The 18,209-nt window shown below is 71.1% G+C and carries 15 protein-coding genes and 1 tRNA gene; 8 read left to right on the forward strand and 8 right to left on the reverse strand.

Annotation, left to right across the window (positions count from 1 at the left end; translation table 11 throughout):
- The gene (locus tag J0I43_RS02220) at positions 1-768 is read left to right on the forward strand and encodes a fumarylacetoacetate hydrolase family protein (protein WP_292858321.1); all 768 of its coding nucleotides are present in this window, start codon (positions 1-3) and stop codon (positions 766-768) included.
- Complete coding sequence (locus tag J0I43_RS02225) at positions 765-2,009, forward strand: MFS transporter (protein ID WP_292858324.1); 1,245 nt, start codon at positions 765-767, stop codon at positions 2,007-2,009. Before J0I43_RS02220 ends, J0I43_RS02225 begins: the two co-directional genes overlap by 4 nt.
- Here the strand turns inward: J0I43_RS02225 and J0I43_RS02230 are convergent.
- The 4 genes from J0I43_RS02230 to J0I43_RS02245 form a co-directional block, all read right to left on the reverse strand.
- Positions 2,006-3,214, reverse strand: coding sequence for an alanine racemase (locus J0I43_RS02230; protein ID WP_292859038.1), 1,209 nt, complete (start codon positions 3,212-3,214; stop codon positions 2,006-2,008). The genes J0I43_RS02225 and J0I43_RS02230 overlap by 4 nt on opposite strands.
- Positions 3,215-3,216: 2 nt before the next feature.
- Entirely contained in the window at positions 3,217-3,615 is a 399-nt protein-coding gene (locus J0I43_RS02235; protein WP_292858328.1) for a Rid family hydrolase, read from the reverse strand.
- Positions 3,616-3,645: 30 nt separating this feature from the next.
- On the reverse strand, positions 3,646-5,217 hold the full coding sequence (locus J0I43_RS02240) for an amidohydrolase family protein (RefSeq protein WP_292858331.1): 1,572 nt from the start codon (positions 5,215-5,217) through the stop codon (positions 3,646-3,648).
- Between the two features lie 69 nt (positions 5,218-5,286).
- The gene (locus J0I43_RS02245; RefSeq protein ID WP_292858334.1) at positions 5,287-6,336 is read right to left on the reverse strand and encodes an aminotransferase class V-fold PLP-dependent enzyme; all 1,050 of its coding nucleotides are present in this window, start codon (positions 6,334-6,336) and stop codon (positions 5,287-5,289) included.
- A gap of 78 nt (positions 6,337-6,414) precedes the next feature.
- On the opposite strand from J0I43_RS02245, the gene J0I43_RS02250 reads away from it, so the two are divergent.
- The gene (locus J0I43_RS02250; protein ID WP_292858337.1) at positions 6,415-7,353 is read left to right on the forward strand and encodes a LysR family transcriptional regulator; all 939 of its coding nucleotides are present in this window, start codon (positions 6,415-6,417) and stop codon (positions 7,351-7,353) included.
- A gap of 10 nt (positions 7,354-7,363) precedes the next feature.
- Positions 7,364-8,878 (forward strand): glutamate--tRNA ligase, encoded by a 1,515-nt coding sequence (gltX, locus tag J0I43_RS02255; protein WP_292858340.1) that lies wholly within the window; start codon positions 7,364-7,366, stop codon positions 8,876-8,878.
- A 1-nt stretch (position 8,879) separates the two neighbouring features.
- Here gltX and J0I43_RS02260 read toward each other — a convergent pair whose 3' ends face one another.
- Positions 8,880-10,895 carry a glycosyltransferase family 39 protein gene (locus J0I43_RS02260; RefSeq protein ID WP_292858343.1) on the reverse strand — a complete coding sequence of 672 codons (2,016 nt, stop codon included), beginning with the start codon at positions 10,893-10,895 and terminating at the stop codon, positions 8,880-8,882.
- 77 nt (positions 10,896-10,972) lie between these two features.
- The gene (locus J0I43_RS02265) at positions 10,973-11,506 is read right to left on the reverse strand and encodes a hypothetical protein (RefSeq protein WP_292858346.1); all 534 of its coding nucleotides are present in this window, start codon (positions 11,504-11,506) and stop codon (positions 10,973-10,975) included.
- A gap of 115 nt (positions 11,507-11,621) precedes the next feature.
- Between J0I43_RS02265 and J0I43_RS02270 the strand changes: the two genes are divergently transcribed.
- Positions 11,622-11,693: transfer RNA gene (locus J0I43_RS02270), tRNA-Gln, on the forward strand.
- Between the two features lie 59 nt (positions 11,694-11,752).
- Here J0I43_RS02270 and J0I43_RS02275 read toward each other — a convergent pair.
- Positions 11,753-13,786 (reverse strand): DUF262 domain-containing protein, encoded by a 2,034-nt coding sequence (locus J0I43_RS02275; protein WP_292858350.1) that lies wholly within the window; start codon positions 13,784-13,786, stop codon positions 11,753-11,755.
- A 126-nt stretch (positions 13,787-13,912) separates the two neighbouring features.
- Here J0I43_RS02275 and J0I43_RS02280 point away from each other — a divergent pair, with 126 nt between their 5' ends.
- On the forward strand, positions 13,913-14,686 hold the full coding sequence (locus J0I43_RS02280; RefSeq protein ID WP_292858353.1) for a hypothetical protein: 774 nt from the start codon (positions 13,913-13,915) through the stop codon (positions 14,684-14,686).
- Between the two features lie 84 nt (positions 14,687-14,770).
- Here J0I43_RS02280 and J0I43_RS02285 read toward each other — a convergent pair whose 3' ends face one another.
- Positions 14,771-16,204, reverse strand: a complete 1,434-nt coding sequence (locus J0I43_RS02285; protein WP_292858356.1) for a hypothetical protein — start codon at positions 16,202-16,204, stop codon at positions 14,771-14,773.
- 280 nt (positions 16,205-16,484) lie between these two features.
- Here J0I43_RS02285 and J0I43_RS02290 point away from each other — a divergent pair, with 280 nt between their 5' ends.
- Together J0I43_RS02290 and J0I43_RS02295 are read left to right on the forward strand one after the other, a co-directional pair.
- Positions 16,485-17,267: a DeoR/GlpR family DNA-binding transcription regulator gene (locus J0I43_RS02290; RefSeq protein ID WP_292858359.1), complete on the forward strand. Its 783-nt coding sequence runs from the start codon at positions 16,485-16,487 to the stop codon at positions 17,265-17,267.
- On the forward strand, positions 17,264-18,208 hold the full coding sequence (locus J0I43_RS02295; RefSeq protein ID WP_292858362.1) for a 1-phosphofructokinase family hexose kinase: 945 nt from the start codon (positions 17,264-17,266) through the stop codon (positions 18,206-18,208). The genes J0I43_RS02290 and J0I43_RS02295 overlap by 4 nt, the downstream gene beginning before the upstream one ends.
- The last annotated feature ends 1 nt before the right edge of the window (position 18,209 follow it).

The raw sequence follows: 18,209 nt of genomic DNA on the forward strand, positions 1-18,209 counted from the left end.
GTGCGCATCGCCCGCTTCCGTCATGACGATGCCATCCGCTTCGGCATCGTCGACGGGACCGACCTCGTGGTGCTCTCCAGTGACCCCCTGTTCGCGGGGTTCGACACGACGGGGGAGCGCGTGTCGCTTGCGGACGTCGCCCTCCTCGCGCCCGTCATCCCGCGGTCGAAGGTCATCGGCATCGCGCGCAACTACCGCGATCACGCCGCCGAGCTCGGCAACGAGGTACCCGCAGAGCCGATGATGTTCCTGAAGCCGAACACGTCGGTCATCGGCCCGGGAGACGCGATCGTGCGGCCCCCGCAGTCGCAGCGCACCGACTACGAGGGCGAGCTCGCCGCCATCATCGGCCGCGTCGCGAAGAACGTCTCCGTCGAGGATGCCCTGGACTACGTCTTCGGCTACACCATCGGCAACGACGTGACCGCACGCGACCTGCAGAAGACGGACGGCCAGTGGGCGCGCGCGAAGGGATTCGACACGTTCTGCCCGCTCGGGCCGGCGATCGAGACCGAGTTCACGCCCGCGCCGGACGTGCGCATCACGACGCGCGTGAACGGAGAGACGCGTCAGGACGGGACCCTGGGTGACATGGTCCACTCTGTCGCAGAGTTCATCTCCTACGCGTCGCACGCCTTCACGCTGCTGCCGGGAGATGTGATCCTCGCCGGAACGCCCGCCGGCGTCGGCCCGTTCGTCGCAGGTGACGTCGTCGAGGTGGAGATCACGGGACTCGGGACGCTCCGCAACCCGGTCCGCGACGCGTGACCGCGTCGGCGCCGGTCGACGCCGACGAGCTGCGTCGGATCCGCCGCCGCACCGTCGGCGTCCTGTCCCTCGGTCAGGTGCTCGGCGGCGTGGCGTTCGGCGCGACGATCTCGCTCGGCGCGATTCTCGCGGCGGACATCTCCGGTGACGACGCCTTCTCGGGCCTCGCCACCGCGCTCGTCACGCTCGGGACCGCCGCGATCGCCGTTCCCCTCGCGCGGCTCGCGCACCGCCGCGGCCGCCGGCTGGCCCTCGCCACCGGAATGAGTGTCGCCCTTCTCGGGGTCGGCGTCGTGATCGGCGCGGTCTCGCTGCGTGCCTTCCCCCTGCTGCTGCTCGGATTCGCGCTGATCGGCGCCGGCCAGGCGGCCAATCTGCAGTCGCGGTTCGCCGCGGCCGATCTCGCCACGGACGCCTCGCGGGGGCGTGACCTGTCCATCGTGGTGTGGGCGACGACCGTCGGCGCCGTGCTCGGCCCGAACCTCGTCGGGCCGGGGCAGGCGCTCGGCGACGCCCTGGGGATGCCGGCGCTGACGGGCCCGTACGTGTTCACGGTCGTCGCCCAGGTCCTCGCGATCGGCCTCTATCTCGTCGCGCTCCGCCCCGACCCGCTCCTGCTCGCGCAGCGGATCGCCGCAGCGCCCGCCGGCGGGGCATTCGCGCGGATCGCCCGCGTCGACCGCCCGGCCGCCGCGACCTATGCGATCGTGGCGATCGCGGGTGCGCACGCGGTGATGGTGGCCGTGATGGCCATGACGCCGGTGCACCTCACGCATCACGGCGCCTCGCTCGAGGTCGTCGGTCTCACGATCTCCCTGCACATCGCCGGGATGTACGCGCTGTCGCCGGTGTTCGGCATCCTCGCCGACCGAGCCGGGCGCGTGCCCACGATCCTGATCGGCCAGGCGCTGCTGGCGGCCGCGCTCCTCGTCGCTGCGCTCGGCCAGGAATCGTCCCTCGCGGTGACGATCGGGCTGGTGCTCCTCGGGCTCGGGTGGAGCGCATCTACGGTTGCGGGTTCCACGCTGCTCGTCGAATCGTCGTCCGAACAGCTCCGCACGGCGCGCCAGGGTCGCAGCGACCTCACGATGAGCCTCGTCGGCGGCATCGGGGCGATCCTTGCGGGTGTCGTGCTCGGCGGGATCGGCTACGGCGGACTGGCTCTCCTCGCGCTCATCGTCGTCGCCGGGGTCGCGGTGCTGTCTCCGTACGCGCGCCGCGGCGCGGCCGCGCCGGCCTAGAACCTCGTCTCGACGAGTCCGACGATCACGGGGTCGTGGGTGGTGAGATCGTCGACGACCGGGATGAGACGCCACTTGTCCAACATCGTGCACGGGTGCGACAGCCCGAGCTGCACCCGATCGCCGACCGCGATGTGCTCGCTCGTGCGCAGGAAGGCGTGCTGGTCGTTGACACCGGTGATCTCGCCTGCGATCCCGATCGGCACCGGCAGGTCGAGGTCGTACGCGACGTCGCGCTTCCCCGCGTCGAGGAGCACGAGCCCGGGCTCGGGAGCCGACACGACGCGGGCGATGGCGCGGGCGGCGGGGCGGAGGCCGGCGCCGTCGAACGGCGACACGGACCGGTAGTAGCCCTCATCGTGGATGAGAGACGCCCCCGAGCGGATCACGAACCGTCCCGGCAGTCGCGCGGCGGCGTCCGTGAGGATGTCCGCGACGATGTCGGGGAAGGCACTGCCGCCCGCCGTCACGATCGCATCGGACGGGTCGTCGTAGTCCGGGAGGAGCAACTCGTGCAGGGTGACGAGATCGCGGACGAACGCTCCTGCACCTGCGAGCGCATCGTCGGAACGCCCGTGCGCGACGGCGCCTTCGTAGCCGGCGACGCCGGCGAGCCGGACGCCGGGCGTCGCGCGGGCGCGATCGGCGAGGGCGCGGGCCGCGTCGACGGTGCGCACCCCGGTGCGTCCACCGGGGCGGCCGAGTTCGATGAGGACGTCCCAGGGCTGCGCGGCGGGTGCCGCGGCCAGAGCGTCGAGTCCCGCCTCATCGTCGATCCACGTCCACACGCGGCCGCCGTGCGCGGCGAGGTCCGCGCCGAGCCAGTCGAGGGCATGCGGGTCGACGAGCTGGTTCGCGAGCATGATCTCGCGGATGCCCGTGCTGCGGGCGACGCGCACCTGCCACGGCGTCGCGAGCGTGAGGCCGGTGGCCCCGGCATCCAGCTGCAGCCTCCACAGCTGCGGGGCCATCGTGGTCTTGCCGTGGGGCATGAGCTCGAGGCCGCGACCCGTGATCCATTCCGCGAGGAAGGCGGCGTTGCCGAGGAGGGCCCGTTCATCGAGGACGAGGGCGGGCGTCCAGAGCTCCGAGAGATGTGGTCCGCGCGCGACGAAATCCGCGGCCGTCATGCCCGCCGCCCACGCGGGCAGGGACTTGTCGTCGGGCGTGAGGATGCGGCCGGGCGGGACGCGCTGCCACTCCATGCTCACGCCCGAGCACCGGATTCGGGGAGCGACGCGACGACGTCGATCTCGACGAGGATGTTCGCAAGATGCGATCCGACGGTCGTCCGGACCGGGTACGGGGCGGTGAAGAACTCGGCATACGCACGGTTGTACTCGGCGAAGTCCTCGTCGAGATGTTCGAGGTGCGCGGTGACCTTGACGACGTCATCCATCGTCGCCCCGCTCGTCGCGAGAACGTTCTGGATGTTCCGGAGCACCTGCTGGGTCTGCTCGTAGACCCCGCCGGGGACGACCTGACCGGTCGTCGGGTCCTGCGGACCGAAGCCCGCCGTGAAGAGGAAACCGCCGGCGACGACGCCGTGACTGTACGGCCCGGCCGGGACGGGTGCGTTCGGAATGGTGACGGCGATACGGGGCATGAGGGTTCCTTCCGTGGGGTGATATCGGGGTCAGGGGCGTGCGGGTCGCGCGGCTGCGCCGGGGGCGGCTCCGGTGAGCTCGCCGTCGACGAGGACGCGCACGCCCGCGACGAGGACGTCGTCGATGCCGACGGCGAGGTCCGTCGGTCGCTCGTACGTCGCGGTATCGGAGACGATCGCGGGGTCGACGAGGGCGAGGTCGGCGCGGCGGCCGGGGGCGAGGATGCCGCGGTCGTGCAGGCCGAAGCGGCGTGCGGGTCGGCCCGCGAGGTGGCGCGCGGCCTCGGGCCAGGAGTAGGCGCCGATGTCTCGCGTAAACGTGCCGAGGAAGCGGGCGAACGTGCCCCACGCGCGGGGGTGCGGGACGGCGCCGATGAAGATCCCGTCGGACCCGCCGGTGTGCGCCGGATGCGTGAACAGGCGGGCAAGATCGTCGACGGGGCGTTCGTCGCGCACGGCCATGACGGCGCTCACCTCGAGACGGTTCTCGATCAGCAGGTCGAGGGTCGCGTCGACGACATCCGTCGCCTGCGACCGGGCGAGATCGGCGAGCGTGCTGCCCGGGGCATCGGGTGTCCGCGGAGCGTGGGCGATCGTGATCATCGTCGGCCACGCGGGTCCGAGGCTGGGTTTGTCGGCGACGAGCGGGAACCACTCGCGTCGCAGACGCTCCCGTTCGGCGGGGTCGCGGAGCGCCGCGACCGCGTTCGTGGCATCCACCGCGCTGTACTCCGGCGGCAGCACGGCCATCGCGAGGAGGGTGCACCCGCGGGTGTAGGGGTACATGTCGAAGCTGACGTCGACGCCGGCTGCCGACAGGTCGTCGATGAGTCGGATGCCGTCCGCCGCGGCGACGTGGAAATGCGACACGTGGGCGCGGACACCGCTCAGGCGGCAGATGTCGGCGATCTCGGCGAGTCCCGCGGCGGCGTTCGTCTCGTACCCGCCGCGCATGTGGGTGACGTAGAGGCCGCCGGCGCGTGCGACCGGCGCGCAGAGGGCGGCGATCTCCGTCGCCTCGGCGAAGATGCCCGGGACGTAGTCGAGCCCGGTCGACAGGCCGAGCGCGCCGTCGCGCATGCCGTGCTCGACGAGGGCGACCATCCGGGTGACCTGGGCGGGCGTCGGCACCCCGGCATCCATCCCCATCACCTCATGCCGCACGGTACCAGCCGGGACGAGATATCCGACCCCGAGCGCGGTCGCGCCGTCGTACGTGTCGAGGAGGTCTGCGACCGAGCCACCGGAGAAGTACGGGTGCGGGCCGTTGATCGCGGCGAAATAGCGGGCCGCCCAGGCGCCGCCGCCCGGCGCGTAGGAGACGCCGTCCTGCCCTGCGATCACCGTCGTGACGCCCTGCCGGAGGAGAGCGTGCTGCACCTCGGGGCGGAAGATCGCGCCGTCGGTGTGGGAGTGGGCGTCGATGAGACCGGGGAGGACGATGCGCCCGGATGCGTCGAGAACGTCGTCGCCGGGAGCCGCGGGCGCGTGCCCGATCTCGGTGACGACACCGTGCTCGATCGCGAGGTCGGCGCGCTGCGGCGGACCTCCCGTGCCGTCGACCAGGTCGCCGCCGCGCACGATCAGACGCGGTGCGCTCACGGTCGGTCCTGTCGATTCGGGTGTTCCGAGTCTATCGAGCGGTGCCGGCGGCCTCCGAAAGCGCGTCCCTCAGCACGCGAGCGCGGCGGCCGCACGCTCGACGTCGTCCTCGTCGTTGAACACGTGGAACGCGACCCGCGCGTTGCCCGCCCGCCCCGATGCGACGATGCCCGCGGCGGTGAGCGCTGCGAGTGCGTCGCCCCCGGCATCCGGCCAGGTCACGATGGCGCTCGGCTGCGTCGGCTGCGGGAGACCGAGCCGCGCGCGGAAGTCCGCCGCGAGAGAGGTCACCCGCGCATACACGTCGGCGATGGATGCCGCGGCGAAAGCCGCGAGCGCGGGCTCCGCGCCGACGAACGCCTGCCAGGCCGGGGACACGTCGAAGCGGCGCGCGCACCCGGCGAGCTCTGCTGCCCCTCCGTAGCAGGAGGACCACGGGTCGGCCCCGGCGTACCAGCCCGCGTGAACGGGCGTCAGCGACCGGGCGTAGTCTTCGGACAGCGCCAGGAACGAGACGCCGCGCGGGCAGCACAGCCACTTGTACGCGTGACAGAGCAGGGCGTCCACACGCGTCGCGTCGACCGGCATCCAGCCGACCGCCTGGGTCGCGTCGCACACCGTGCGGGCGCCGACGCGCGCCGCGGCGGCGATGATCGCACCGAGATCGGCGACCTCGCCCGACGCCGATTGCACGAGCGAGAACGCCACGACGGTAGTCTCGGGCGAGATCGCTTCGGCCAGGTGCGCGAGGGGCGCCGTGCGTACGCGGATGCCACGTCCTGCGTGCACGAACGGGAGGACCAGCGACGAGAATTCGTCCTCCGGGACCAGTACCTCGGCCCCTGCGGGAACGGCGGCGGCGAGGAGCGACACCTGCACGGAGGTCTGCGATCCGATCGCGACGCGGTCGGCCGAGACACCCACGAGCGACGCGAAGTGCCGGCGGGATGCCTCGACGGCGCGGCAGTACTCGGCGACATCCGGCCGCCGTGCGTACTCCGCCGTCATCGCCGCCCGGGTGCCCGCCGCGGCGAGCCCCGCGGTGCACGCGGCCAGGTAGCCGTGCGCGTCGGAGAACTGCGCGCGTAGGTCGTCGAGCGTCGTCCGCGTGGTGATCATGGGAACAGCCTCGCGAGTTCTATCACATACATCTACGGCATCATTCGGATCACATGCATGCCGTGAGATGATGTGTTTATGACGGATGCCACGGCGGACCTCGACGTCCAGAGTCTCCGGATCGTGCGCGCCATCGCCGATACGGGGTCGATCACGGGCGCCGCCGCCGCGCTGGGGTACAGCCAGCCCGCGATCAGCCAGCACGTGCGTCGGCTCGAATCGCGACTGGAGATCGCCGTCGTGGAACGGGTGGGGCGCGGCGTGCGGCTCACCGAAGCCGGGCGCGTGCTCGCGCGCCACGCGCCCGCGGTCGCTCTCGCGGTCGAGGCGGCTGCGGAGGAACTCGCACAGCTGCGCGGGCTGCGCACGGGTGTCGTGCGGCTCGTCGCGTTCCCGTCCGCGTCGCCCGTGCTCGTCCCGCGTCTCATCGCCTCGCTCGCGGTCGCCCACCCGGGCATCACCGTCACCTACCTCGAAGCCGAACCCCCCGAGGCCGTCGAGGCGATCCGGGAGGATCGAGCCGACATCGCCCTCACGTTCAGCTACCCGGGCGATCGCGACGACCCGCATCGGCACAGTGCGCGCGGGCTCTCGGTGCGCAGTGCCGGTCGCGACGACCTCATGCTCGTCCTGCCCGCGGGGCACGCGCGCGTCCGTGGCGTCGCGGATCTGGCCGAGGCGACCTGGATCGCCGGGTGCCCGCGCTGCCGCGGTCATCTGCTCGAACTCTGCGAGCGCGCGGGCTTTGCTCCGCGGATCGGCTTCGAGACGGACAACTACGTCGCCGTCGAGGGGCTCGTCGCGCAGGGCATCGGCGTCGCGACGCTGCCGCGGATGGCACTCGACTCCTTCCCGCTGCTGCCGGGCATCACGACGGCTCCGCTGCCGATCGCCGAGGCGCGGCGTCTCCACGTCGTCACCGCGCAGGGCGCAGAGCGGGTCCCCTCGCTCGCCGCCGCGCTGGAGGCGCTCTCGGGCGTCCTTCCCGCTGTGGGAGCGCGCGTCGGCGGCACCTAGACTGGTCGGGATGTCTGCCGCGATCGATCCCCGCACCACCACCGCCACCGGAACCGACGTCCGCGTCCGTTTCTGCCCCTCGCCGACCGGTCTCCCGCACGTCGGCATGATCCGCACCGCGCTCTACAACTGGGCGTACGCGCGCCACACGGGCGGCAAGCTGATCTTCCGCGTCGAGGACACCGACGCCGCACGCGACAGCGAGGAGAGCTACCGTCAGCTCGTCGACGCGCTCACGTGGCTCGAGATCGACTGGGACGAGGGTGTCGAGAAGGGCGGCCCGCACGCACCGTACCGCCAGTCGCAGCGCGGTGAGATCTACGCCGAGGTGCTCGATACGCTCATCGACTCCGGCGCCGTGTACGAGTCGTACTCGACGGCCGAGGAGATCGACGCTCGCAACGAGGCTGTCGGCCGCGCCAAGCAGCTCGGCTACGACAATTTCGACCGCGACCTCACCGAGGAGCAGAAGGCCGCCTTCCGCGCCGAGGGTCGTGAGCCCGCCTACCGGCTGCGCGTGCCCGACCACGATCTCACCTACGTCGACCTCATCCGCGGTGAAGTGACCTTCCCCGTCGGGTCGTTTCCCGACTTCGTCATCGTCCGTGCCGGCGGTCAGGCGCTGTACACCTTCACGAACCCGGTCGACGACGCGCTGATGGGCATCACCCACGTCATCCGCGGCGAAGACCTCATGCCCTCGACCGCACGTCAGCTCGCGCTCTATGCGGCGCTGAATGACGCGGGCGTGACCGACTTCGTCCCGCGTTTCGGCCACATGCCGCTCGTGCTGGGGGAGACCGGTACCAAGAAGCTGTCCAAGCGCGACCCGCAGGCGGACCTCTTCCTTCTGCGTGAGATGGGCTTCATCCACGAGGGGCTCCTCAACTACCTGTCGCTCCTCGGCTGGTCGATCGCCGCCGACCGCGACGTGTTCAGCCGCGATGAGCTCGTCGCCGCCTTCGACATCGCCGACGTCAACCCGAACCCTGCGCGCTTCGACCAGAAGAAGGCGGAGTCCATCAACGGCGACCACATCCGCGCACTGGATCCGGACGACTTCGCTGCGCGACTCGTGCCGTATCTGCACACGGCCGGGCTCGTGGAGAACCCGCCGACCGCGGCGCAGCAGGCGACGCTGGATGCCGCGGCGCCCCTCGTGCAGGAGCGCATGCAGCTGCTCGGTGACGCGCCGGGCCTCCTCGGCTTCCTCTTCCGCGACGATGTCGTCTACGACGACGATGCGCTCGCGGGGCTGCCCGCCAACGCGGGCGAGGTGCTCGTGGCGTCCGTCGGCGCCCTCGAACTCGTGCCCGAGCAGGGCTTCACCGCCGCCGCCGTGCAGGAGGCGCTCGCGGGCGCGCTCATCGACGGGCTGGGGCTCAAGCCGCGTGTCGCGTACGGGCCGCTGCGCGTCGCGGTGAGCGGTCGGCGCGTGTCGCCGCCCCTCTTCGAGTCGATGGAGCTGCTCGGTAAGGTCGAGTCGATCCGCCGACTCGGGGCCCTCGTCGAGAAGGTCGGCTGACTCAGCCGGCGCAGTCGTACAGGTCGCTGATCGGGGCATCCGTCACAGCGCTGCAGTTCGCGAGCACCCACGATCGGATCTCGCCGCTGGTCGTCGCCGCGGCCGCCGCGGTCGATGTCCGCGCACCGTTGCCGTTCCCGGCGCCGAACGCCGTGCCGACGCCGCGCCCGTCACCTCCGGCGGCGATGACGTACACGACGTCGCCGTTCGCGACGAGCCGCTGGAACGCGTCGAGGGTCGGGACGGGGTCGCCGCCGTTGAACCCGCCGATCGGCAGGAAGGACCCGCCGTCCGACGCGATGATGAGACGTGCCGCCGCCTGAGCGCCGAAGACAGCGGCGCGGTACGTGCGTCCGTCGGCGTGCGCCGCGAGCCACGCGACCGTCTGTGTGTCGGCCGTCGTCGTTCCGCCCGTCGGCGCGAGTCCGACGCCGTTCGGCGCGCCGCGTCCCGGAGTCGTGGTTCCGCCTGCCGGGGCGGGGCCGACGCCGGTCTGGGCTCCGTGCCCCGGTGATCCCGTGCCGCGTCGTCCCGTCGCGGGCGCTGCTCCCGCGAAGCCGCCTCCGCCTCCTCCGCCACTCATCGCCGCTACTCCCGCCGCCACCGGATTGGTCGAGTTGGGCGTCGTGACGGTCACCGCTGACCAGACGGCCGGGCTGAGGACGAGCGCCACCGCGGCGACCGCCGCCGCCAGCGGCATCCGCGCGGCGCGCCGCCACTCCCACGCGAGCAGCACTCCGGCCACGAGCGCGAGGACGAGCTGCGCGAGCGCGGTCGGTACGGCGAAGGCGGCGCCGCCGTTCGCGAAGAGTCCGATGCCGACGGCGGTCGCGGCCGCCGTTCCGACGAGGACGAGTTGCGCCCACAGCGCCCGTCGACGGCGTGCCTGGGCGAAGGCCGTGCCGATCAGGAGTGCCGTCGGGACGGCGAGGGCCGCGGTGTAGAACTGATGCATCCCCGCGACGACCGAGAACATCGCTGCGAACGTCGCGAACCAGACCGCGGCGAAGACGGTGAGGGCACGGCGGAATCGGAGTACGAACAGGATGACGACGGCGGCGACGGCGACCGGCAGCATCCAGCCGATCTGGGCGGCGAGGTTCTCGTTGAGAAGTCGCAGGGCGGACGGCTCGCCGGAGAACGGGGGAGTGAACGAGCGGTACGCCGAGGCATCCGCCGTCGACGTGCCGAAACGCCCCAGGCCGTTGTAGCCGAACACCATCTCCCAGGGGCTGTCGGTGAGTGTGCTCCCGACGTAAGGGCGGTCCGATGCCGGGATCAGCGAGACCGCGACGATCCAGGTGAGCGAGAGCGCGAGGCTCACGGTGCCCGCGACGGCGAGATGGCCGAGGCGCCTCCGCCAGCTCTGCCGTGTGCAGAGGTATGCGGCGGCCAGCGCCGGCCACACCGCCCATGCTTCGAGCATGTACGTCTGGAACCCCGCCGCGATGAACACGCCGGCGAGCACGAGCCAGCCGAGACTCCGACGCTCGAGAGCCTTCGTCGCCGCCCACGCCGTGAGGGCGAGACACAGCACGAAGAAGGTCTCGGGCTGGTTCGAGCGCGCGACCGCCACGAGGATCGGCGTCGTCGCGACGATGCCGCCGGCGGTGAGGCCGGCGACCGGTCCCGCCCAGCGTCGCGCCGTGAACGCCGTGATGACGACGGATGCCGTGGCCGCCAGCGCGTTCGGCACGATCACCGCCCACGGCGAGAAGCCGAACGCCTTCACGAAGAGTGCGGGGATCCAGAACGATCCCGGGATCTTGTCGAGCGTCACCGTGCCGGCGGGGTCGAGGGCGCCGAAGAAGAAGTTCGACCAGCTCTCGCTCATCGAGAGCGCGATGGACGCGTAGTAGTCGGACATCGACCCGCCGACGCCCCACGCCGTCAGCGCGAGCGCACCGAGCGTCAGCACGATGGCGCCGATGGTCCAGACACGACGTGGCAGCAAGGCAGTGCTGCGCGCGACGGTGCCCGATGCGGGGTGGGTGGGGGAGGCGAAAGCGGTCGTCACGCCGCGACGCTAGGGTCGACGGCGATGCGCGCGCCGCACGCGGGGTATGCGCCGGCTGAGAGAACGTACGGGGGAGATCACTCCGCCCAGGTCATCCACACGACGGTCTGACCGTCGACGGTCTGCTCGCCCGCCCCGACCGCGTAGCGCGCCGAACTCGGGTCCTCGCCGTCGAGCCACCAGATCGAGGTGCCGTAGCCGCTGGTCTGCTGGTAGCCCGCTGCCGTCAGCGCATCGCCCACGGCGGCGAGGGCGGCCGCCGTGTCGCCCGTGAACATCGCGCCCTTCCGATGTGCGCTGCCGAACTCGTCGTCGACGTAGCAGTCGGGGCGGACCGACGGCGTGGATGCCTCGGGAAGCGTGAAATCCGACGGGTCGTGCGGGGTGGGATCGCTGTAACCATTGGCGTCCATGAAGGAGATCATCGCGTCCGTGCATCCGAACGCACCGCCCGCCGCGGCCCCGTCGTCGCCCGAAGATGGTGTCACGACGGCAGTGGACGGATCGGATGCCGCGGTGTCCGCCGGTGCGGTGCCGCCACCGGCGCAGCCGGCGCACAGGAGCGCACCGAGAGCCAGCAGGGTGAGCGAGAGAGGACGCGTCGTGGTCATGAGCACAGTGTGGAGGAGGAGCGGATGCAGCGACAAGGCGGGGAATGGCCGGTTTTGGCGAGCCTCCGATCGTGGGCTAAGCTAGACCCTCGGTACGACTTCGGTCGGAACCCCTTGGGGTATGGTGTAATTGGCAACACGGCTGATTCTGGTTCAGTTGTTCTTGGTTCGAGTCCAGGTACCCCAGCACGAAGAAGAGGCCCGGAGACGCTGAGATTTCAGCGGCCCGGGCTTCTGTCATTCCGGTCACGCCATCGCGTCGCCGATGTAGCTGTACTTCACGAAGACCTCGCTCGCCCAGCCGGCCTCGTCGAGCACACCTTGCACGGCGGAGAGCATGTATTTCGAATCCCACCCCATGTAGAGGTACTGCCCGGGTGCGATCTCGTCCCATTGGCCGTTCCATGCCATCGCCGGGTAGACGGGTCCGCCGCGGCGGGCGCTGAAGTCGATCACGCTCTGACGGGAGGCGTCCGACTCGGTCCACAGGCGCTTGAAGATGCGGTTGAAGAGATATCGCACATCCGGCACCTCCCAGTGCTCGCCGCGGAACTCGACGTAGTCGAACTCGCGCTGCCAGCCGCGCGGCCAGCCGCGACGCTTGCGCGCATCCAGGATGGGGGTGAGGTTGTCGTCGTCGATGCCGACGACCGCCGGGCGGCGCCAGACCTCGAGGAAGATGTCGGTCAGGTGCGCGGTGCGTGCCGCGATCGCGGCGGTGCTCCACGCACCGGCATCCGCCAGCTCACGGCTGAGGACGACGTCGCTCGCGCCGTAGAAGGCGCGCTTCGCCGGGAAGGAGGCGTCGAAGGCGCGCTCGGCGAGGGGCTGCTCCAGGAGGGTGAGGTTCCCGAGTGTCTGCGTCAGCGCACGGAAACTGTTCTGCTCGTCGTCGGTGAGGTCGGCCCAGCGCCGTTCGCCGTCGGGCGACCAGTCGTCGGATGCCGCGAGCGGTGCGACGTGCTCCAGATCGAGACTGGTGTCGTCCGTGCCGGCGAGCCGCCCCAATACGTAATGCGCGTGGGGGAGGTCTCCGTACTTCAACCCGACCCGGGTTCGTTCGTCTGAGGGGGTGATGCGCGCGATCGCGTGCAGGAGTTCGGTCCGGCCGACGCTCGCGGCGCGACACAGGCGCGCGACGAGGCGGTCGGTCGACAAACCGGCGATCTTGCGTCGCAGGAGCAGCGACTGCAGATGCTCGAGCGAGACGATCAGCTCGTCGACGCCGAGGACCCCGTCGTCGTAGTCGCGGTACAGCCGCATCACGAGCGGGTACACGCCGCGCCCGAACGTGTTGAGGTAGGCGACCTGGCGTGAGACCTCTGCATCCGGAATGCCGCGCGGCTCGAGGAGCAATCCGTAGATCTCGGCGAACCGGCGCCAATTCGCCGCACGGGTGCGGAGGGTCGCGAGATCGAGGCGCGGGAACTCCTGCCGGAACGCGTCGTACACCCCGCGCTCGCCCGCGACGGTGACCTCCCGCCCCGTGAGCATCACGAGGTAATGCCGCCAGAACGTACCGATCTGCTCGCCCGTGGCGTGCTCGATCGGCATCCAGTACTCGTGCTCGATCTCGCTCTGCTGAGCATGGGTGAGGCCCATCAGCACGTAGTTGTGGATGAGTTCGTGGTCGCGCAGCGGCTCTCCGGTCGAGTTCAGGCTCTCGAAGGTCTGCTGCGCGTTCGCCGCCGGTCCCAGGCTGATCGACACGTGCTCGAGCTTCGTGAGACCCCGCCAGATGTCGGCGGCCTCGCCCGGACGGATCTGGCTGCGGAAGAACGCGTAGTTGTCGTCGAAGCGGGACTGCCGCCCGGCATCGTCCAGCGAGGGGCGCCCCAGCACGATGCTCTCGAACACCTCCGCCCACGCGCGGTGGGGGCGCAGCTTCGTCCGCGTCGGGTCGTCGTCGCGCACCAGCACCCGCAGGAGGTCCGCGGCGAGGGTGGGATCGTCCTCCTGCAGCGTGTGGTGGAGAGCCGCGACGAGCAGCATGAGCGTCGTGAGGCGCTGCTGGCCGTCGATGAGCACGAGGTGCGCTCCGTCCTCCGCCGAGGAGGCCGCCGTCGACAGGATCGATCCGATGAAGTGCGTGTCCTCGGGCCGCGCCCCGGCGACGGCGCGGACGTCGTTCAGCAGCTGCTCGCAGCCGCCGATGTCCCACCGGTACTGGCGCTGGTACACCGGGACGACGATCGTCGTGTCGGATGCCGCGAGCCACGCGATCGTACTCACGGCAGTGGCCTCGACGTTCGCGGCGATGACGGGGGTGACAGTGCTCATGCTCTTCGAAAACGCTCCTCGGAAACCTCCGTCGAGTCTATTCGCGTCCACAGGACCGCTCTGTAGGCTTGCCTAAGTCGGGCCTGTAAAAACTTCGCTGGACCGACAGAAAGGGCATGATCCGTCATGGCATACATCAAGAGCGCCGCTCTCGAGGAGACCGGCTACGTCGTCCTCGACCCGTACGGCAAGGAGATCGATCCCAAGGAGTGGATGGACCTCGAATACGTCGACTGGAAGAGCTCCGGCGACACCCGTTTCGCCCCCCTGGCCTCGGCGAAGGGAGAGATCGAGTGCAACGGCTTCTGGAACCACAAGCCGCCGCGCACCGACAAGGACGGCGTCTGGATCGACTCCCAGACGGCGATCGCGCCGACCCTCACCGAGCGTGCGCTCGAGCCCGGGTCGAACGTCGGCCGGTGCCGCATCATCGAGTTGCAGCCGAACACCTACGCCGACTGCCTCTACAACCTGCACCAGGACGACAACAACCGCCTGAACCCGGACGGCACCGGGTGGGTCGTCCGCTCGTTCTTCAACCTCACCGACGACAAGGACAGCTACTTCGTCCTGCGTGAGAACCGCACCGACCCCAGCGAGGAGACGCGTATCGCCCTCCCCGCCGGCGCCCAGCTCGTCATCGACACGCAGCGCCTGTGGCACGCCGCCACGCACCACGGCGACGAACCGCGCTACTGTCTGATCACGTCGTGGGAGTCGGGCCCCGAGCTCGACGCCTACATCGCCAAGTACAACGGCGTGAACAAGGTGGAGTCGTTCCCCGTCGACCAGGAAGAGTTGGATGCCGGGCAGGCCGAGCAGGCCCGCCGCATCGCGGCGCGTGCCGCGGCTCTCGCCGCGCGTGGCCAGCAGGAGGTCAACGTGATGAGCGAGGCCTGAGCCTCACTCACGTGGAGAAGTGGTCCCGGCCGATCGGCCGGGACCACTTCTGTCTGTGCACCTGGTCGTTCCGCGGTGCGGATGTCAGGCGATGCTGAGCTCGCGTTGCCGATTCCGATGGCTGACGCGGTGCGCGGCCCACGCGGCGCCCGCGACGAGTCCCGCGATCAGCACGCCGAACAGCCACGGGAGCAGGTTCGGCGACAGGCTGGACGTCCCTGCCTTGAGCTCTGTCGTGCCATCGGCGATGCGCCCGGTGCCGTCGGCGAGCGCCGCAGCGCCCGCGGCGAGCTTCGCCGACCCGCCGGACAGCGCCGTCGTTCCGTCCGCGAGCTTCGTCGCGCCGGTCGAGAGAGTGCCGAGGCCGGTCGAGAGGCCCGCCGCTCCCGCCGAGAGCTTCTGGGTGCCCTCGGCGAGCGATGTCGCGCCGGTCGAGAGGTTCCCGGCACCCGTCGCGAGGTTCTGCGTTCCGGAGTTCAGGGCGAGCGCCCCGTCGGAGAGCGACTGGGCGCCGGACGCCAGGGAGCCCGCGCCCGCGTCGAGCTTCGCGAGCCCCGCGGCGAGCTCGGCCGCCTTCTCCGCGAGATACGGCGCACCACGCTCGGGCTGCGCGAGCGCCACGGTCCCGGGCCATTCGTACGCGGCATCGCCGTTGATGATGTTCGAGATTCCGCCCGCGACCTGAGCGGCGCCGCCGGCCGCGGCCTGCAAGCCCTGAGCGAGCTCGCTCGCCTTCTTGGCGGGGGTCGCGATACCGCCGACCTGTGCGTTCAGAGTGCCCGCGAGCGTCGCCAGCTGCGCCGGAGTGGGATCGTTCGCGGGGTTCTCGTCGAGGAGGAGGGCGGTCTTCGCCGCGAGGTCGGCCGCGTTCGTGGTGGCGGCGTCGACCGTGGCGGTGAGGGCGGTGCCGCTGCCGGCGAGGGTCAGTGCCTCGGGCGTGAGCTTCGATGCGAGCAGCGACGAGAATCCCTCCGCCTTCGTGAGGACACCGCGGGCGTAGGTGTCGGCGCCGACGGCACCCCGGGAGAGCGTGCCCGCGCCCGCAGCGAGGGCCGCCGCGCCGACGGCGGCGTCATGCGCCCCACCCGCGAGGCTCTGCGCTCCGGCCGCGGCCGAAGCGGCTCCGTCGCGCAGCTTCGCGGCGCCGGCGTCGGCGGAGGCCGCTCCGTCGGCGAGGCTGACCGCGCCGGCGGCGAGACTCTGTGCGCCGGTGGCCGCGTTCTGCGCGCCCGACGTCAGCGATGTCGCTCCCTGAGCGGCGGAGCTGGCCCCGGCATCCAGCTTCTTTGCGCCGGCGACGAGGTCGCCGGCGCCGGAGGCGAGCGTCGTCGCTCCACTGGCCAGTTCCTGCGAGCCGTCGGCGGCGAGAGTCGCGCCGTCGGAGAGCTGGGACGCTCCGGCATCCAGCTTCGCGGCCGTCAGGAGATAGAGGACGGTCATCGTCGCCAGCAGAAGGCTGAGGACGATGACGGTGATGCGCATGCCCCAGCGATGGGTGTGCAGGACGGTTCTCGACATTGAGGCTCCGGTTTCTCGCGCCCGCTTCGTTGCGGGCGTGGGTGGGTGTCTCCATACGGTGCGTCGGGAGAGCGTCACGACGGTAACAGCGCGCATGCCGGTCGTCATCGAACCCGGCGAGGTTCGCCGTTTGGGACCAAGTGCCAGCAACGTTGACCCTCAGTACCTTGTGTGTTGTCTACAAAGATCATGGTCCGGGATGTGCGATCAGCATGCATGTGAGATCTCTTGTGTATATCTGTGTTTGTGTTGTAATCTGTGGCTGTCTGAAGGAGGGCACGTGTACGCAGCGGAGCGTCAACAGCTCATCGAGTCGCTCGTCGCGTCGGAGGGACGCGTCGTGGTCGTCGATCTCGCACGCCGATTCGGCGTGACCACGGAGACCGTTCGCCGTGACCTCGATCACCTCGAGACGACGGGGCTCGTCCGCCGAGTGCACGGCGGAGCGGTCTCGCGATCCCGGCGCAGCACGGCAGAGCCGTCGCTCGCGGAGCGCACCACGCGGTCGAGCGACGCGAAGGCGGCGATCGCGATGCGAGCCCTCGATGCCATTCCCGCCGACTTCGAGGGGTCCGTCTATCTCGACGCCGGGACGACGACGGCCGCCGTCGCGGCCCTCCTCGCTCAGCGGCCCGCAGGGCTCGCGCCCATCGAGGTCGTGACCCATTCGATGACGATCGCGCACGTGCTCGCGGGCGTGCCGGGCCTCAGCCTCACGGCGATCGGAGGCCGCGTCCGTGGTCTCACCGCCGCCGCGGTGGGCGCGCAGACCGTCGACGCGATCTCACGATTGCGACCCGACATCGCCTTCGTCGGCACCAACGGGATCTCGGCCGATTTCGGGCTCAGCACGCCCGACCCCGACGAGGCCGCGGTCAAGCGCGCGATCATCGCGTCGGCGCGGCGCCGCGTGGTGCTCGCCGACGCGGAGAAGTTCGACGCGGAGCTCCTCGTCTCCTTCGCATCGCTCGGCGATGTCGACGTCCTCGTCTCCGAAGCGGCGCCCGAAGGAGAGCTGGCCGCCGCTCTCGAGGCCGTCGACGCGGAGGTGTGGACGCCGTGATCGTGACCCTGACCGCGAACCCGTCGCTCGACCGCACCGTGGCCCTCCGGGAGGCGCTGCGCGCCGGAGAGGTGCAGACGGCGGCGTCCGTGCGGGAAGACGCGGGCGGAAAGGGCATCAACGTGACCCGTGTTCTCTGCGGGTCCGGCGTCGACAGCGTCGCTGTGCTGCCGCTGGATGCCGAGGATCCCTTCGCGCTCGTCCTGCGCGCGGACGGCGTGCCGACGAGCCCCGTCGCCATGCACGGCGTCGCGCGTGCGAACCTCACGATCGCGGACCCCGCAGGCGTGACGACCAAGATCAACCTCCCCGGCGTCGCGCGCAGCGCAGCCGATGGCGCGGCCCTGATCGACGCCGTGGTGGCGGCGTCGCGAGACGCGCGCGGGCTCGTGCTCGCCGGGTCGCTCCCGCCAGGGCTGCCCGACTCCTTCTACGTCGAGGTGATCGGAGCCGTTCGCGCCGCATCGGAGACGCCTCCCCGCATCGCCGTCGACACCTCCGGTCCCGCGCTTCGCGCCGTCGTCGATGCCGGCGTCGCCGACCTCATCAAGCCGAACGACGAAGAGCTCGCCGAACTCGCCGGAGTCGCATTGGATCCGGCCGCGCCGCTCGCCGACGCGGTCGCCGCCGTCGCGGCATCCCTCGTCCCGACCCGGGTCCGGGCGGCCTTCGTGACGCTCGGCGGCGAGGGCGCCGTCCTCGTGACGGCCGGCGGCGTCTGGCACGGCTCGCCCCCGCCGACGCGCGTGCGCAGCACGGTGGGCGCAGGCGACAGCTCGCTCGCCGGGTTCCTCCTCGCCGAGTCGCGCGGAGCGGACCCCCAGGAGTGTCTGCGCAGCGGCATCCGCTACGGATCCGCAGCCGCGGCGCTTCCGGGCACTCAGGCGCCCACCCCCGCAGACCTCCTCCCCGGCGACGTGCCGGTGAGGCCCATCCCCTGAA

Origin of the sequence: Microbacterium sp., from assembly GCF_017305435.1 — a bacterium.
Classification (GTDB): Bacteria; Actinomycetota; Actinomycetes; order Actinomycetales; family Microbacteriaceae; genus Microbacterium.